Raw genomic sequence first — 17,564 nt, 5'->3', positions numbered from 1 at the left:
CCACCTGAATCCATAGAGTTCCCACTCAAGGACCAGCTGGTTCTCTTGTCCGGCGAGCTGATCTGATTAAAAAAGCACAGACTCACGCAAACCCGCCCTGAAGGTCCCTACCTGGATCAGTTCTCTATCACCGGAACATTTCCTGCCGCCTTAGGCGTGAAAGAATTAGCAGAGCTTGTTCCTGGGTAACGCTCCAGCTAAGAGTGGCAAGTTGTGCTTGTCGCCTCTGCGCAATTAAAAAGCCAAATATTTTCGAAAAACCGCCTGCCCCTGACAGATACGTTTATAGCTGGACCGGAATCCGCATTACTACTTCCGGAGCGGCTTAAGAAAAGCAGCCGCATAGTAACGCGAATAAATGTCCCTAAAAAATCTTTATTTTGCTAAAAATTAAATCACACATGATTGCTCAACTACAAAAACAAATTGAAGAGGCATGGGAGAACAGGAGCCTTCTCAGCTCAGATGATTACATCAAAGCGATCGAGCAGGTGATCGTCCTGCTGGATAAAGGAGAACTTCGCGTGGCCGAACCCCTTACTCAGGGATGGCAGGTTAACGAATGGGTAAAAAAGGCGGTTATCCTATACTTCCCTATCCGTCAGATGGAAGAAATAGAAGTAGGTCCTTTTGTTTTTCACGATAAGATGCAGCTTAAAACCAATTACAAGGAACTCGGTGTTCGCGTTGTTCCCCACGGAATCGCCCGATACGGAGCATACCTTGCCAAGGGAGTGATCATGATGCCTTCTTATGTGAATATTGGGGCTTATGTAGACGAAGGCACGATGGTGGACACATGGGCTACTGTCGGCTCCTGTGCGCAGATCGGCAAGCATGTCCATCTTAGCGGAGGTGTCGGTATCGGAGGAGTACTGGAACCTGTACAAGCCGCTCCCGTGATCATTGAAGACAACTGCTTTATTGGATCGAGAGCTATCATTGTTGAAGGTGTACATGTTGAGCAGGAAGCGGTCATTGGCGCCGGCGTAGTTTTAACAGGATCTACCAAAATCATAGACGTCTCTGGCGCTGAGCCAATCGAATATAAAGGCAGAGTGCCGGCCAGGTCAGTCGTGATCCCTGGATCTTATACCAAGAAATTTGCGGCGGGCGATTATCAGGTACCATGTGCACTCATCATCGGGACACGTAAAGAATCAACCGACAAAAAGACTTCCTTAAACGACGCCCTAAGGGAACATAACGTAGCAGTGTAATGCCTGGATTCCTGATCATACAAACTGCCTTTATCGGAGATGTCGTCCTCGCTACTGCAATAGCTGAAAAACTGCACAGCGCCTTTCCTGAAGCTGGAATTGATATGCTTGTGAGACAAGGCAATGAGCAGCTGCTGGCTGGCCACCCGTTTATTGGCAAAGTATGGGTTTGGAATAAAAAACGGAAGAAAACTGCTAACCTTTTACGGCTCGCAAGAGAGATCAGGGCGGAAAAATACGATGAAGTTATCAACCTCCAGCGTTTTTTTCGACTGGTCTCCTTACTGTTCTCTCCGGAGCGAAAGTGAAGAGAGGCTTCGACAAAAATCCACTCTCTGTGTTCTTTCAGGTGAAGAAGAAACATGTGATGTCCAAAGATGGGCACGCTCATGAAACAGAGCGGAATCAGGAACTGATACAGGACATCACAGACAAGCAGGCAGCAAGACCGGCCCTTTACCCGCCAGAGGAGAGCTTTGCCAGGGTGAAAGAGCTTACGGGGCAGACCTTTATATGCTGCGCTCCTGCTTCGGTATGGTTCACTAAGCAATATCCTGAAGAATACTGGAGCAAATTGATCAGCAAGGTGCCCCATCAGTACAAGGTGTATCTTATGGGAGGCCCCGCAGATCACATGCTCTGCGAAAGGATCGGAAAAGCCTCCCAAAACCCGAATGCAATAAACCTCTGCGGCCAGCTTTCCTTCCTGGACTCAGCAGCATTGATGTCGCAAGCGGCAATGAATTACGTCAATGACTCTGCGCCTATGCATTTTGCAAGTGCAGTGAACGCTCCTGTTACCGCTATTTATTGCTCAACAGTAACGCAATTCGGTTTCGGTCCGCTGTCCGACAAAAGGTATATTGTCGAAATAGAGAAACCTTTGTATTGCCGGCCCTGCGGCTTGCACGGGTATAAAAGTTGCCCGCAGACCCATTTTAAATGTGCCCGTGATATTCCTCATAACCGCTTAATAGAAATTTTAAATGAATGCTGATATAACAAGAGCCCTGGAAGTATTACAGGCAGGTGGGCTAATCCTATATCCTACAGATACCATCTGGGGAATCGGGTGCGATGCAACCAACGAGGACGCTGTTGAAAAGGTCTTTAAGCTTAAAGGACGCGACGCAGGAAAAAGCCTCATTGTCCTTCTCGACTCAGAAAACAAGCTTGAAAGCTATGTGAGCGAGGTTCCTCCACTTGCGTATGATTTGATCGAGTACGCAGAGAAGCCTCTGACCATCATTTACTCAGGAGCGAAAAACCTGGCGGGCAATGTTATTCATCAGGACGGCAGCATTGGGATCCGCGTTGCCAGACACCCTTTCTGCGAACAGCTGATCCGCCGTTTCCGCAGACCAATTGTATCCACTTCTGCTAACATAAGCGGAGCAAAATCGCCCGCTAACTTCTCGGAAGTAGCGCAGGAGATCATCGACGGAGTAGATTACGTAGTGGAGTACGGACAGGAAGACAACACGGAAAGCGTTCCATCAACGATTATGAAGCTTGAGCCTGATGGCCGCTTTGTCTTTATCAGGAAGTAGCCATCGCTAAGTCCAATGATATCTCCCCTTTCATGGGGCAAGTCAACCGAAAAGACCGGATAATTAAGCGATTAAGAGCTGTCAAAGACTAAACTGCCAGCCCTCCCCTTACTATTCTTTTTCTTTGGCCTTCCGCATTTATCTATTTCGCTTATTTTTGCAAGCCAATGTTTATGGAACAGTATCTTCAGCACCCGATATTTAAAAAAATAGGCACCCTGGCAGATGCTGAATGTCTATCTGTATTCGTCATAGGCGGATTTGTGAGGGATCTGTTCCTGCACCGGCCCTCCAAAGACATTGACATTCTTGTAGTAGGTAACGGGATCGCATTTGCAGAAAAAGTAGGACAGCTGCTTAAGAGCCAGGTTTCAGTGTTTAAAAACTTTGGTACGGCGATGCTGCGATTCCAGGATATGGAAGTAGAATTTGTGGGGGCGCGAAAGGAATCGTACCGCTCTAACTCGAGGAAGCCTATCGTAGAGAATGGAACGCTCGACGACGATCAAAAAAGAAGAGACTTTACAATCAATGCAATGGCCATCAGCCTTAACAAGGGGCGGTTCGGCCAATTGGTTGACCCTTTCGGAGGAGTTGAAGACCTCGACCGGCGTCTTATAAGGACGCCCCTTAATCCCCTGGAGACGTTCTCTGATGATCCGCTAAGAATGATGAGGGCGATCAGATTCGCTTCACAGCTCTCATTCCAGATTCAGCAAGATGCCCTTGAGGCCATAACAACCAACAGGGACCGGATAACAATCGTATCGAAAGAGCGGATAACCGACGAGCTGAACAAAATCATTTTATCGCCGATACCATCTGTTGGCTTCAATTATCTGTTCGACACCGGGCTTCTTCATATCATATTCCCTCAAATGGCTGAACTTTGGGGAGTGGAGCTGATCAACGGCAAAGGGCATAAGGACAATTTTTATCACACGCTTGAAGTTCTCGATAATATCTCGCTTTTCAGCGACGACCTTTGGTTACGCTGGGCCGCTATTTTACATGACATAGCAAAGCCTGCAACCAAGCGGTTCGATACCAAACAGGGCTGGACTTTTCACGGTCACGAAGATAAGGGAGCACGAATGGTTCCCAAAATATTCACCCAGCTGAAACTACCCCTCAATGAAAAGATGAAATTCGTACAGAAATTGGTTCAGTTGCATTTACGGCCAATTGTGCTGGCGCAGGACGTGGTGACCGACTCAGCCGTACGGAGGCTTCTTTTTGATGCAGGTGAGGACATCGAAAGTTTAATGATGCTTTGTCATGCCGATGTTACCACTAAAAATGAGTACAAAAAAAGAAGTACAGACAGAACTTTGAGCTGGTAAAGCAAAAACTCAAAGACGTTGAAGAGAGAGATCAGATCCGCAACTGGCAGCCTCCTGTGAGCGGTATAGACATCATGAACACGTTTGGTATTAAAGCCGGCCGGGAGGTTGGGATAATTAAAAACCAAATTCGCGAAGCTATCCTTGAAGGAGAAATACCGAATTCGAGGGAGGAAGCAATGCTGTTTATGATTGAAAAGGGGAAAGAACTAGGGCTCCATGCAGTTTCAGAACATAACTAATTAAATTCAAACATTCTTATAAAAAAGGCGTTATTGTTACGCCGATTTTTTTATTTCGCAAAATAATCACAACAAAACATGGCTATTTACAGGTTCAGGGTTTCTTTTGAAGATTACGATGATGTAGTTAGGGATATAGACATCAAATCAACTCAAACATTTGAGGATCTGCATCTTGCTATTCACAAAAGCACAGGTTACAATCCTGAGCAATCGTCGTCATTCTTTGTCAGCAATGATCAATGGATCAAAGGAGACGAGATCGCCTTGCTGCCCAGTCAAAGAAAGATAGACAGAGGCGTTACGCTCATGAAAGGAACCAAACTGAGCAGGTTTATTGATGATCCTCATCAGAAATTTTATTACATATATAACTTCGACCGTCCGTTCGACTTCCATGTTGAGTTAGTTAAAATCCTCGATGACGAAGCAGGAAAGGAATATCCATACGTAGTTCGCGCTGTAGGGGATGCACCTAAAGCCACCGGCCCTGTTGTAGCTCCGGCTGCGGCTTCTGCTGACTCTGACGATGAGGACTTCCTCAATGATACTGAATACGGATTCGGAGAAGAGGATACAGAAGACATGGAAACGGTGGAATCTGTTGACGAGCTGTCTGGAACTGTTCATGGGCAGGAAGATGAAGAGGAGGAAGAAAAAGACGAATTCATGGACGAATTCTCCGATAATGAGAACTACGATTCTGACGACTATAACAACAAAGAAGACTACTAGTATGAGCCTGCGAAGGCCTTCTCATGACTTATTATCCTCAAAAGAGACTAATTGTAATTGCTGGCCCGACAGCCGTCGGTAAAACAGACCTCGCTATCAGGCTGGCACTTCACCTCCGGACAGAAATTCTATCGGCCGACTCCCGGCAGTTTTACAGGGAGATGAGTATTGGCACAGCCAAGCCGTCTCAGGAAGAACTCAATCTGGTCAAACACCACTTCATCGATTCACTCTCGATATCAGATACCTATACAGCTGGCGACTTTGAACTGGACGGATTGCGATTGCTTGATGAGCTTTTCAAGCAAAAGGACCAGGTAATTCTTGTCGGCGGGTCGGGACTCTTTATCAAAGCAATAACCGATGGATTTGACAGCTTACCGGAAGTTAAGCCGGGAGTAAGGGAAGAGCTGAACAGCGTGCTTGTAGAGAGCGGCTTAGGCACCTTGCAGAACAGGCTTAAAGAACTTGATCCCGAGTATTACAAGGAGGTAGATCTGAATAATCCGCAAAGAGTAATAAGGGCCCTTGAAGTCTGCATCAGCGAGGGAAAACCTTTCTCTGCCTTCAGGAAGGATGAAAAGAAAGCCAGAGCCTTCAAGACCGTAAAAATTGGACTGAACCAGCCCCGTGAGGTGTTATATGAACGCATCAACAAGCGCGTTGATAACATGATACGGGAAGGGCTGTTAGATGAAGTAAAATCGCTGATGCCCTTCCGGTCCTCAAATGCCTTGAATACGGTGGGCTATACTGAACTATTCGACTTTTTTGATAACCAAGTCACGCTCCCCGAAGCCGTAGAGAAAATCAAACAGAATACGAGGAGATTTGCTAAAAGACAATTAACTTGGTTTAGAAAAGATCCGGGGATTGAATGGTTCGATCCCTCACAGTTTGAGCAAGTGCTCGCTTATATAGATCGTTCCGACGTGTAGAAGGCCCTTCAACGCCTTCTTTCCCCTTCATGCGAGAACACCGACTAAGCTTGCGCTGTCGGACCTCCAAAGTTCATCGGAAAGCCGTTATTCTCTTCCGGTATCTTAATCCGGCCATTCACTGCTTCAAACTTCTCTATATTGTCCTCCAGCGCATTTAAAAGTCTTTTCGCATGTTCCGGTGTAAGCACTATCCTGGCCTTAACTTTCGCCTTTGGCACGCCCGGCATTACCCGTATGAAATCAACCACAAACTCGGTGTTGGAGTGCGTGATGACCGCAAGGTTCGAGTAAGTTCCTTCCGCAACATCTTCCGATAGCTCGATATTTAGCTGATTGTCTAAGTTCTGTTCTTCCATGACGTAAAAATAAAAAAGTCCTCCTATAACAGGAGGACTCTGTAAAAGTTTTGTTAAAAAGAGGATCGACTGTTAAACTGTCTCCTCCTGCTTGGAAGCCATCAGCTTATCGTACTCTTCCTGAGAACCTACGATGATTCGTTCGTAGCCTCGTAACCCAGTACCTGAAGGGATCAGGTGACCTACAATTACGTTCTCTTTCAGACCCAATAAGCTATCGCGCTTACCACTGATCGCCGCTTCATTCAGTACTTTGGTAGTTTCCTGGAATGATGCAGCAGAGATGAACGACTTAGTTCCCAGTGATGCCCGGGTAATACCCTGAAGGATCGGGCTGGAAGTTGCCGGGATAGCATCCCTCGCTTCAACCAGCTTCATATCGCGACGTTTAAGAAGAGAGTTTTCTTCTCTTAGTTTCCTTACCGATATAATCTGACCAGGCTTCATATTAGTAGAGTCGCCTGGATCGGTAACCACCTTTTTGTCATAAATCTCGTCATTCTCCATCATGAAGTCCCAACGATCTACTGCATCCTTCTCAAGGAAACGAGTATCTCCTGGATCTTCAATCTGTACTTTCTGCATCATCTGGTGAACAATCACTTCAAAGTGCTTGTCATTGATCTTAACCCCCTGCAGACGGTAAACTTCCTGAATACCATTTACCAGGTATTCCTGAACTGCCGCAGGTCCTTTGATCGCCAGAATATCAGCAGGAGAGATTGAACCGTCCGACAGAGGCATACCGGCCTTTACAAAGTCATTGTCCTGTACCAGGATATGCTTTGACAACGGAACAAGGTACTTCTTCACCTGACCATCCTTCGACTCGATCGATATCTCGCGGTTACCGCGCTTCACGCCTCCGAGAGTTACAACCCCGTCGATTTCTGTTACAACAGCCGGATTTGAAGGATTACGAGCCTCAAACAACTCAGTTACACGAGGCAGACCGCCGGTGATATCCCGTGTCTTTCCTGTTGAACGAGGGATCTTCGCGATCACCTCACCCATCTTTACAGTAACCGCTTCGTCTACTGCGATGTGTGCTCCTACCGGAATGTTGTATCCCTTGATCGTATTCCCTTGATTGTCAGTGATACGAATAACAGGGTTCTTAGTCTTATCACGAGTATCGATGATTACCTTTTCTCTGTGACCAGTCTGTTCGTCAGACTCTTCACGGAAGGTAACGCCTTCAATAACGCTTTCAAATTCAATACGTCCACTGTATTCCGAAATGATAACCGCGTTGTACGGATCCCAGCTACAGATTCTGTCGCCTTTTGTTACTTTATCTCCTTCTTTTACATAGAGGTAAGAACCGTAAGGAATGTTATTAGTCATAATAACACGTCTGCTGGCGGGCTCTATGATGCGGAACTCGCCTGAACGGCCCAGCACTACCTCAACCGGACCTTCTTCTGTCTCGTAAGGAACACTTCTGATGTTCTCAAATTCGATAATACCCTCAAATTTGGCATTGATCTGAGATTCAGCTGCGATGTTAGATGCAGTACCACCGACGTGAAATGTACGAAGGGTCAGCTGGGTACCAGGTTCCCCGATAGACTGTGCAGCAATTACACCGACGGCCTCTCCGGCCTGAACTCTCTTACCTGTTGCCAGGTTTCTTCCGTAACAAAGAGCACAAACACCGCGCTTGCTTTCGCAGGTCAATACCGACCGGATTTCTATGCCTTCAAGGGCAGAGTGATCGATACGATGAGCAACTTCCTCGTCAATGTCCTGGTTCGCCGCTACAAGTAATTCGCCCGATATAGGATCGAATACATCATGTAATGAAGTTCTGCCAAGGATACGTTCGTAAAGTGGTTCAACAATGTCCTCGTTATCTTTCAGTGCAGTGGTGTAGATACCTCTCAGCGTACCACAATCAGTTTCTCCAACGATCATATCCTGGGCAACGTCATGCAGACGACGGGTCAGGTAACCAGCATCCGCTGTCTTAAGAGCCGTATCCGCAAGACCTTTACGGGCACCGTGTGTAGAGATGAAGTATTCGAGAACTGAAAGACCTTCCTTAAAGTTAGAAAGGATCGGGTTTTCAATGATCTCACCACCAGAACCAGACTTCTGAGGCTTAGCCATCAGACCACGCATACCACACAGCTGACGGATCTGCTCCTTAGAACCACGGGCTCCTGAGTCAAGCATCATGAACACAGAGTTGAAGCCCTGGTTATCTGTTGACAGGATCTCCATCACGTTTGCCGTCAAACGGTTGTTGATACGGGTCCAGATGTCGATGATCTGGTTATATCTTTCGTTGTTGGTAATGAATCCCATGTTATAGTTATTCATTACTTCTTCAACTTCCCTCGATGCCTGCTCGATGAGCTTCACTTTCGCTTCAGGGATGTTAAGATCCTGAAGGTTGAAGGAAAGACCTCCGCGGAATGCCATCTGGAAGCCCAGTTCCTTAATATCGTCAAGGAATTGTGCAGCTCTCGCCATACCGGTGATCTTAACCACTTCACCGATAATATCGCGGAGTGACTTCTTGGTCAGCAACTCATTGATATAACCTACTTCTTCAGGAACTACCTGGTTGAAGAGGACACGTCCAACAGTTGTATCGATAAGTTTGCTTACGATAGAGCCATCTTCTTCCTTCACATTTGCCTTCACCTTGATGAAAGCATGCAGGTCAAGCTTCTTCTCGTTATATGCTATAATTACTTCTTCTGCAGAGTAGAATATCTGCCCTTCTCCTTTAACTACACGCTTCTCATCCGTTTTACGACCTTTGGTAATATAATAAAGACCAAGTACCATGTCCTGAGACGGCACAGTGATCGGAGTACCATTAGCCGGGTTGAGGATATTGTGCGATGCAAGCATCAGGACCTGAGCTTCCAGTATCGCAGCGTTTCCAAGAGGAACGTGTACCGCCATCTGGTCACCGTCAAAGTCGGCGTTAAACGCTGTACACACAAGCGGGTGCAACTGGATAGCCTTACCTTCAACGAGCTTAGGCTGGAATGCCTGGATACCCAGACGGTGTAGCGTAGGAGCACGGTTTAACAGAACCGGGTGACCCTTCAGTACATTCTCAAGAATGTCCCAAACGATAGGATCCTTTCTGTCTACGATCTTTTTTGCTGATTTTACCGTCTTTACTACTCCCCTTTCAATCATCTTACGAATGATAAATGGTTTGAATAGCTCAGCGGCCATATCTTTTGGCAGACCACACTCATGGAGCTTCAGGCTTGGTCCAACCACAATCACTGAACGTGCAGAATAGTCAACACGTTTACCTAAGAGGTTCTGACGGAAACGGCCCTGCTTGCCTTTCAATATATCTGACAGCGACTTTAAAGCACGGTTACCTTCAGTCTTTACTGCGTTCACCTTACGTGAGTTATCGAACAGCGAGTCAACAGCTTCCTGTAACATACGCTTTTCGTTACGCAAGATCACTTCAGGTGCTTTGATTTCAATCAGTCTTTTCAGACGATTGTTACGGATAATCACCCGGCGGTAAAGATCGTTAAGGTCAGACGTAGCAAAACGACCACCTTCCAGAGGAACCAGCGGGCGTAACTCCGGCGGAATAACAGGAACAATCTTCACGATCATCCATTCGGGACGGTTTTCAATATTCTCCTGTGCACTGCGGAAGGCCTCGACTACCTGTAAGCGCTTTAACGCTTCATTCTTACGCTGCTGAGACGTTTCATTAGCTGCCTGGTGACGGAGATCATACGACTGCTGATCAAGATCAAGTCTCTTGAGCAATTCCTCAAGCGCCTCAGCACCCATCTTGGCAACGAATTTCTGAGGGTCTTTATCGTCCAGGTATTGATTTTCCTTTGGAAGCGTATCCAGGATATCAAGATATTCTTCCTCTGTCAGGAAGTCCATCTTGTTAATACCATCAGCTTCCTTAATGCCCGGCTGAATTACAACGTAACGTTCGTAATAAATGATCAGGTCGAGCTTCTTGGTCGGAAGACCTAAAAGATAACCGATCTTATTTGGAAGTGAGCGGAAATACCAGATATGAGCAACAGGAACAACAAGGTTGATGTGTCCCATACGCTCACGACGTACTTTCTTCTCAGTCACCTCTACCCCGCAGCGGTCACACACGATGCCTTTGTAACGGATCCGCTTGTACTTACCGCAATGACATTCATAATCCTTAACCGGACCGAAAATACGCTCGCAGAACAGACCATCACGCTCCGGCTTGTAAGTACGGTAATTGATAGTCTCCGGCTTTAAAACTTCACCGCTTGAACGCTCAAGAATAGACTCAGGAGAGGCCAGACTGATCGTAATTGATGTGAAGTTACTTTTAATTTTATTATCCTTTTTATAAGACATAGCTCTTTTAAGTTGTAAGTTTTAAGTTGAAAGTTGTACGTATAAGTCTTACAACTTATAACATACAACTTATAACTTTACTTAGTCTAACGTGATATCCAAACCTAAACCTCTTAGTTCGTGAACCAATACGTTGAATGATTCCGGAACTGATGGCGTTGGAAGGTTTTCACCTTTAACAATCGCTTCGTATGTTTTAGCGCGTCCTACCACGTCGTCAGACTTAACGGTAAGGATTTCCTGAAGAATGTTAGATGCACCGAATGCCTCGAGTGCCCAAACTTCCATTTCCCCGAAACGCTGTCCCCCGAACTGAGCCTTACCACCGAGCGGCTGCTGAGTGATAAGCGAGTACGGACCGATTGAACGGGCGTGCATCTTATCGTCAACCATGTGTCCCAGCTTCAACATGTAGATGATACCTACCGTAGTCGGCTGGTCAAAACGCTCACCGGTCAAACCATTGTACAGATACGTACGGCCTGATGCAGGAAGGCCGGCTTTAGCAACCCACTCTTCCACTTCTTCGTGAGTCGCCCCGTCGAAGATAGGAGTAGCAAACTTAAGCCCTAACTCCTTACCAGCCCATCCGAGAACAGTTTCGTAGATCTGCCCCAGGTTCATACGCGAAGGTACCCCAAGCGGGTTCAATACGATATCTACAGGTGTTCCGTCTTCCAGGAATGGCATATCTTCATCGCGCACAATACGGGCAACAATACCCTTATTTCCGTGGCGTCCTGCCATCTTATCCCCTACACGCAACTTACGTTTCTTGGCGATATATACTTTTGCCATCTGGACAATACCAGAAGGAAGCTCATCTCCCACGCTGATCGCAAACTTATCACGCTTGTAAGCACCGAGCTCTTCGTTAAGCTTGATGTTATAGTTATGCAACAGCTGTTTGATCAGCTCATTCTTATCTTCGTCGGTAGTCCACTTGGTCGGATTGATATTGCTATACTCCAGCTCAGCAAGCATCTTCTGCGTAAATTTCGCTCCCTTTGGAATCAGCAGCTCCTTGTACACGTTGAATACTCCCTGAGAAGTCTTACCATTCACAATGGTAAACAGCTTGTCAATAAGGGTCTCCTTCAGATGCTTTACAGCTCTGTCGTGAGCCGCGTCAAGCTTGTCAAGCTGAGCTTTCTCTTCTGCTTTAGAAGTCTTTTTGGCGCGAGAGAAGAGCTTCGTATCAATTACTACTCCACTGATTGAAGGAGGAGTCTTTAACGATGCATCCTTTACATCTCCAGCTTTATCACCGAAGATAGCGCGAAGAAGTTTCTCTTCCGGAGAAGGATCAGACTCACCCTTAGGTGTGATCTTACCGATCAGGATGTCTCCTTCTTTCACTTCAGCCCCAATCCTGATGATACCGTTCTCGTCAAGGTCTTTTGTAGCCTCTTCGGAAACATTCGGAATATCCGGAGTAAGCTCTTCTTCTCCCCGCTTTGTATCACGAACCTCAAGCTCAAACTCTTCGATGTGGAGTGATGTAAAGATATCCTGGGATACTACGCGTTCAGAAATTACGATCGCATCCTCAAAGTTATATCCCTGCCATGGCATGAATGCCACCTTCATATTCCGTCCAAGAGCAAGCTCTCCATCCTGGGTAGCGTAGCCTTCGCAAAGCACCTGTCCTCTTTCAACCCGCTGGCCTCTCTTAACAATAGGCTTCAGATTGATACATGTGCTCTGGTTGGTCTTCTTAAACTTAATCAGACTGTACGACTTGGTTTCACCTTCAAATGAAACCAAACGATCATCCTCGTTACGGTCGTAACGGATCTTGATTTCGTTTGCGTCTACGTATTCAACCACACCACTTCCTTCAGCGTTGATCAGCGTACGGGAGTCGCGGGCAACACGTCCTTCAAGGCCTGTACCAACAATAGGAGCCTCAGGACGCAGAAGAGGTACCGCCTGACGTTGCATGTTCGAACCCATCAGCGCACGGTTGGCGTCATCGTGTTCCAGGAACGGGATCAGCGAAGCAGCAATAGAAGTGATCTGATTTGGCGCGATGTCCATCAGGTCGAGCCTTTCCGGCTCAATAACCGGGAAGTCACCTTCGAATCTGGCCTTCACACGAGGGGTATCAAAATTTCCCTTCTCGTCATACTGGGCATTTGCCTGAGCAATCGTCTTTCCGTCTTCGTCTTCAGCAGAAAGGTAGATAACAGGCTCTTCAACCACAACCCTGCCGTTTTCTACGCGACGGTAAGGAGTTTCGATAAAGCCGAGGTTATTAATCTTCGCATGAACACAAAGTGATGAAATCAGACCGATGTTCGGACCTTCAGGGGTCTCAATGGTACAAAGACGACCGTAGTGCGTATAGTGAACGTCACGGACCTCGAAACCGGCACGCTCTCTGGAGAGACCACCCGGACCGAGGGCAGAAAGACGACGCTTGTGCGTGATCTCAGCCAGCGGGTTCGTCTGATCCATGAACTGAGACAGCTGGTTGGTTCCGAAGAACGAGTTGATGACAGACGACAATGTACGCGCGTTGATCAGGTCAGTAGGTGTGAACACCTCATTGTCCCTGATATTCATCCTCTCACGAATGGTACGAGCCATACGAGCCAGACCTACACCGAACTGAGCATATAGCTGCTCACCCACAGTTCTCACACGACGGTTAGACAAATGGTCGATATCGTCAACCTCGGCCTTCGAGTTAATTAACTTAATGAGGTATTTAACAATGGCAATAATGTCTTCCTTGGTAAGGACCTTGATCTCTTCCGAGGTAGACAGCTTAAGCTTCCTGTTGATACGGTAACGGCCAACATCCCCCAGATCGTATCTCTTGTCAGAGAAGAACAAACGATCGATAATACCTCTCGCAGTCTCTTCGTCTGGTGGTTCAGCGTTACGTAACTGACGGTAGATATGCTCAACCGCCTCTTTCTCTGAGTTGGAAGTATCCTTCTGCAGAGTATTATATATAATCGAATAATCAGCATTGTTAGAGGCGTCCTCCTTGGTAAGGATCACGCTTTTAACGCCAGCATCAATGATCATGTCGATGTGATCTTCTTCAAGAACAGTTTCACGTTCAAGGATGATCTCATTACGATCGATAGAAACAACTTCACCTGTATCCTCATCAACAAAGTCTTCCACCCACTTCTTCAATACCCTCGCAGCAAGTCTCCTGCCCACATACTTCCTGAGCCCGGATTTACTTACCTTCACTTCGTCTGCAAGTTCGAATAACTCCAGGATGTCTTTATCCGAGTCATAGCCGATCGCGCGAAGCAGAGTAGTTACAGGGAATTTCTTCTTCCTGTCGATATATGCGTACATCACGTTGTTCACGTCGGTAGCAAATTCGATCCAGGAACCTTTAAACGGAATAACACGAGCTGAATACAGCTTGGTACCATTGGTATGACGGCTCTGACCAAAGAACACACCAGGCGACCGGTGCAGCTGTGACACAATAACCCGTTCAGCACCGTTAATTACAAAAGTCCCTTTCGGAGTCATGTAAGGGATTGTTCCCAGATACACGTCCTGGACGATTGTTTCAAAATCCTCATGCTCCTCGTCGTTACAGGAAAGGCGTAACTTTGCCTTTAAGGGCACACTATAAGTCAAGCCACGCTCAATACATTCCTGTATATCGTAACGCGGAGGATCAATAAAATAGTCAAGAAATTCTAAAACAAAGATATTTCTTGAGTCAGAGATTGGGAAGTTCTCAGAAAACACCTTAAACAAACCTTCCTGATGCCGGTTGTCAGAGGTTGTTTCTAGCTGAAAAAACTCCCTGAAAGATTGCAGTTGCACATCCAGGAAATCGGGATAATCGATCACATGCTTGCTGGTTGCAAAATTTACTCTTTCGCTTTGATTTTTGTTTGCCAATGGATTAAGATTTTAGTTTATAATAAACTGTGACTTATTTCGGGATCCTCCCCAATCTTGTAAGTCAAACAAAAATGGGTACAATACAAACAACAATAGACCCCGGTGAATAACCGGAGTCTAAGTATTATTAAATCGCGTTGGAGAGCTTATTTAATCTCAACAACAGCTCCTGCTTCTTCTAATTGTTTTTTAAGAGCTTCAGCTTCGTCTTTAGCAACACCGGTCTTAAGTTCTTTTGGAGCGCCGTCTACTAAATCCTTAGCTTCTTTCAGTCCAAGACCAGTTAAGTCTTTTACTAACTTAACAACTGCCAATTTCTGACCTCCAGCTTCTTTCAAAATCACATCGAACGCAGTCTTCTCTTCTGCAGCAGCAGGTGCATCGCCACCGGCAGCAGGAGCAGCAACTGCAACCGCAGCAGCAGCAGGCTCAATACCATACTCATCTTTCAGGATCTGAGCTAACTCGTTAACTTCTTTTACTGTTAAGTTTACTAATTGTTCAGCAAACGCTTTTAAATCTGCCATTTTATTTAAATTTTAAAATTTAATACTTTTTTAAGTGACGAACTTTAAGGTGTCTGTCTTAACCTCTTTCCTGTAATGTTTTAACAATTCCTGCAAGCTTGTTTCCACCTGACTGAAGGCCAGAGATAACGTTCTTCGCAGGTGACTGCAGCAATCCAATGATTTCACCAACAAGTTCTTCCTTAGATTTAAGGCTTGCAAGCGCATCTAACTGCTTATCACCAACAAATACGGCGGTATCAATATATGCGCCCTTCAAAATCGGCTTATCACCAGTCTTCCTTAGTTCCTTTATCAGCTTCGCCGGAGCATTTGCTACAGACGAGAACAAAATAGTAGACGAACCTTTTAACACGCCATCCAACTCAGGCGCTTCTACTCCCGCAGCTTCTAAAGCCTTGCGGATAAGTGAGTTTTTAGCAACCTGAAGAGAGATTCCGTTTTCGAAAAACTTACGGCGAATCGCATTGATTTTAGCAACGGTAAGATCTGCTGTGTCGGTGATATAAAAGTTCCCGTACTCTTTAATCTGCTCGGTAAGGGACTGAACAATCTCGTGTTTCTCTTCTTTTCTCATGACTAGATCCCCGCTACTGATTTAGTTTCAATTTCGATTCCAGGAGACATAGTTGAAGAGAGATGGATACTCTTAAAATATGTTCCTTTTGCCGCTGATGGTTTTAACCTTGAAAGCGTCTGAAGTACTTCAAGAGCATTTTCATAGATCTTCTCAGCTGGGAAAGATGCCTTTCCGATAGAGGTATGAATGATACCGGTCTTATCAACCTTGAAATCAATCTTACCAGCCTTTACTTCAGACACTGCCTTACCAACTTCAGTAGTTACAGTACCTGACTTAGGATTCGGCATCAGGTTACGCGGACCTAAAATACGTCCAAGCCTACCAACCTTAGCCATCACACTAGGCATAGTAATGATGATATCCACATCGGTCCATCCACCTTCTATTTTAGAAATATACTCGTCCAGACCAACGTAATCTGCACCTGCAGCTTTCGCTTCTTCTTCCTTGTCAGGAGTTACTAAAGCCAAAACGCGAACAGTCTTACCTGTGCCATGAGGAAGGGTAGCAATACCACGAACCATCTGATTTGCCTTACGAGGATCGACCCCTAAACGGACGTCGATATCGACAGACGCATCAAATTTGGTTGTAGTAATGTCCTTTACCAAAGCAGAAGCTTCCTGTAAAGAATATACCCTACCTGCCTCAATCTTGGAGAGTGCCTTTTTTTGATTTTTTGATAATCTAGCCACTTCTTAACTGATTTAATTAATTAACTGTTCCAGGGTGCATTACCAGTTACGGTAATTCCCATACTACGTGCTGTACCGGCAACCATTCTCATAGCTGACTCTACAGTAAAAGCATTTAAGTCTGGCATTTTATCTTTCGCAATGGTTTCTACCTGTTCCCAGGATACAGAAGCTACCTTTTTACGGTTAGGTTCTGCTGAACCACTTTTAACTCCTGATACTTCTAGCAGCTGAACAGCTACAGGAGGAGTCTTGATGATAAAATCAAAAGACTTATCAGCATACACTGTAATTACAACAGGCAATACTTTACCTGGCTTATCTTGAGTACGCGCATTAAACTGTTTGCAAAACTCCATAATGTTCACACCCTTAGCACCCAATGCAGGTCCTACCGGAGGAGATGGATTTGCAGCGCCACCCTTGATTTGTAATTTTACTAACGCACTGACTTCTTTTGCCATTTTTGTTTATTTATTTATTACTCAATGTTAGTAAGTTGGAAGCTGTAACATTTGAGCTCATATCTGCTATTTCAGGAGGGAAGAGTTAAACTCCGGTCGACTACCTTTCGGTATTACTCTTTTTCGACCTGCATGTAGTTTAATTCGAGAGGAGTGCGGCGTCCGAAGATCTTCACCATCACCTTCAGCTTCTTCTTCTCTTCATTCACCTCTTCAATTACGCCGGTAAAACCATTAAACGGTCCGTCCATCACCTTCACGTTTTCACCAACATAATAAGGAACATTCATTGTTTCGCCCTGCTGGCTCATTTCGTCCACTTTTCCAAGTATACGATTCACCTCTGAGGGCCGCAACGGAACTGCATTTCCTCCCTTGTCACCAAGAAATCCGATCACACTGTTCACGTTCTTGATCACGTGCTCCAGCTCCCCGTCAAGTGCTGCTTCAATCAGCACATAGCCAGGATAATAGTTGCGTTCCTTTGCTATTTTCTTGCCGTCCCGCATTTGATAATACTTCTCCATTGGGATCAGCACCTGAGGGACTAAATGAGAAATACCAAGGCGACTAACCTCAGTCTCTATATATTGCTTAACTTTCTTTTCCTTACCGCTTACCGCTCTGACTACGTACCACTTCAGTTGTTCACTCATTGTAT

Annotated in this window: 14 protein-coding genes and 1 pseudogene; 7 read left to right on the top strand and 8 right to left on the bottom strand. The window is 45.8% G+C overall.

The window, feature by feature from the left end; genetic code table 11:
- Positions 1-401 precede the first annotated feature (401 nt).
- The 7 genes and pseudogenes from ACES2C_RS10790 to miaA all read left to right on the top strand — a co-directional run bounded on the left by ACES2C_RS10790 (position 402) and on the right by miaA (position 6,028).
- Positions 402-1,220: a 2,3,4,5-tetrahydropyridine-2,6-dicarboxylate N-succinyltransferase gene (locus ACES2C_RS10790; RefSeq protein WP_374163119.1), complete on the top strand. Its 819-nt coding sequence runs from the start codon at positions 402-404 to the stop codon at positions 1,218-1,220.
- Positions 1,220-1,528, top strand: coding sequence for a glycosyltransferase family 9 protein (locus tag ACES2C_RS10785; protein WP_374163118.1), 309 nt, complete (start codon positions 1,220-1,222; stop codon positions 1,526-1,528). The genes ACES2C_RS10790 and ACES2C_RS10785 overlap by 1 nt, the downstream gene beginning before the upstream one ends.
- A complete protein-coding gene (locus tag ACES2C_RS10780) occupies positions 1,525-2,217 on the top strand; it encodes a glycosyltransferase family 9 protein (protein ID WP_374163117.1) in 693 nt (230 codons plus the stop codon). The genes ACES2C_RS10785 and ACES2C_RS10780 overlap by 4 nt, the downstream gene beginning before the upstream one ends.
- A complete protein-coding gene (locus tag ACES2C_RS10775) occupies positions 2,207-2,770 on the top strand; it encodes an L-threonylcarbamoyladenylate synthase (RefSeq protein WP_374163116.1) in 564 nt (187 codons plus the stop codon). The genes ACES2C_RS10780 and ACES2C_RS10775 overlap by 11 nt, the downstream gene beginning before the upstream one ends.
- Before the next feature lie 173 nt (positions 2,771-2,943).
- A pseudogene (locus tag ACES2C_RS10770) lies at positions 2,944-4,355 on the top strand (CCA tRNA nucleotidyltransferase).
- Positions 4,356-4,433: 78 nt separating this feature from the next.
- Positions 4,434-5,090 (top strand): hypothetical protein, encoded by a 657-nt coding sequence (locus ACES2C_RS10765; RefSeq protein ID WP_374163115.1) that lies wholly within the window; start codon positions 4,434-4,436, stop codon positions 5,088-5,090.
- 23 nt (positions 5,091-5,113) lie between these two features.
- Positions 5,114-6,028 (top strand): tRNA (adenosine(37)-N6)-dimethylallyltransferase MiaA, encoded by a 915-nt coding sequence (gene miaA, locus ACES2C_RS10760; protein ID WP_374163114.1) that lies wholly within the window; start codon positions 5,114-5,116, stop codon positions 6,026-6,028.
- Positions 6,029-6,072: 44 nt separating this feature from the next.
- On the opposite strand, the gene ACES2C_RS10755 is transcribed toward miaA, so the two are convergent.
- From ACES2C_RS10755 to nusG, 8 genes are all read right to left on the bottom strand, one after another.
- Positions 6,073-6,387, bottom strand: a complete 315-nt coding sequence (locus ACES2C_RS10755; RefSeq protein WP_374163113.1) for a DUF3467 domain-containing protein — start codon at positions 6,385-6,387, stop codon at positions 6,073-6,075.
- A gap of 72 nt (positions 6,388-6,459) precedes the next feature.
- Positions 6,460-10,743, bottom strand: coding sequence for a DNA-directed RNA polymerase subunit beta' (gene rpoC / locus ACES2C_RS10750; protein ID WP_374163112.1), 4,284 nt, complete (start codon positions 10,741-10,743; stop codon positions 6,460-6,462).
- Positions 10,744-10,824: 81 nt separating this feature from the next.
- Positions 10,825-14,631 carry a DNA-directed RNA polymerase subunit beta gene (gene rpoB, locus ACES2C_RS10745; RefSeq protein WP_374163111.1) on the bottom strand — a complete coding sequence of 1,269 codons (3,807 nt, stop codon included), beginning with the start codon at positions 14,629-14,631 and terminating at the stop codon, positions 10,825-10,827.
- Between the two features lie 149 nt (positions 14,632-14,780).
- Complete coding sequence (gene rplL / locus ACES2C_RS10740) at positions 14,781-15,161, bottom strand: 50S ribosomal protein L7/L12 (RefSeq protein WP_374163110.1); 381 nt, start codon at positions 15,159-15,161, stop codon at positions 14,781-14,783.
- Between the two features lie 58 nt (positions 15,162-15,219).
- A complete protein-coding gene (rplJ, locus tag ACES2C_RS10735; RefSeq protein WP_374163109.1) occupies positions 15,220-15,738 on the bottom strand; it encodes a 50S ribosomal protein L10 in 519 nt (172 codons plus the stop codon).
- Between the two features lie 2 nt (positions 15,739-15,740).
- Positions 15,741-16,439, bottom strand: a complete 699-nt coding sequence (gene rplA / locus ACES2C_RS10730; RefSeq protein WP_374163108.1) for a 50S ribosomal protein L1 — start codon at positions 16,437-16,439, stop codon at positions 15,741-15,743.
- A 20-nt stretch (positions 16,440-16,459) separates the two neighbouring features.
- Entirely contained in the window at positions 16,460-16,903 is a 444-nt protein-coding gene (gene rplK / locus ACES2C_RS10725) for a 50S ribosomal protein L11 (protein WP_374163107.1), read from the bottom strand.
- A gap of 113 nt (positions 16,904-17,016) precedes the next feature.
- A complete protein-coding gene (gene nusG, locus ACES2C_RS10720; protein WP_374163106.1) occupies positions 17,017-17,559 on the bottom strand; it encodes a transcription termination/antitermination protein NusG in 543 nt (180 codons plus the stop codon).
- Between the last annotated feature and the right edge of the window lie 5 nt (positions 17,560-17,564).

This window comes from Arcticibacter sp. MXS-1, assembly GCF_041902385.1.
GTDB lineage: Bacteria > Bacteroidota > Bacteroidia > Sphingobacteriales > Sphingobacteriaceae > Arcticibacter.
This window is presented reverse-complemented; position numbering and strand designations above follow the sequence as displayed.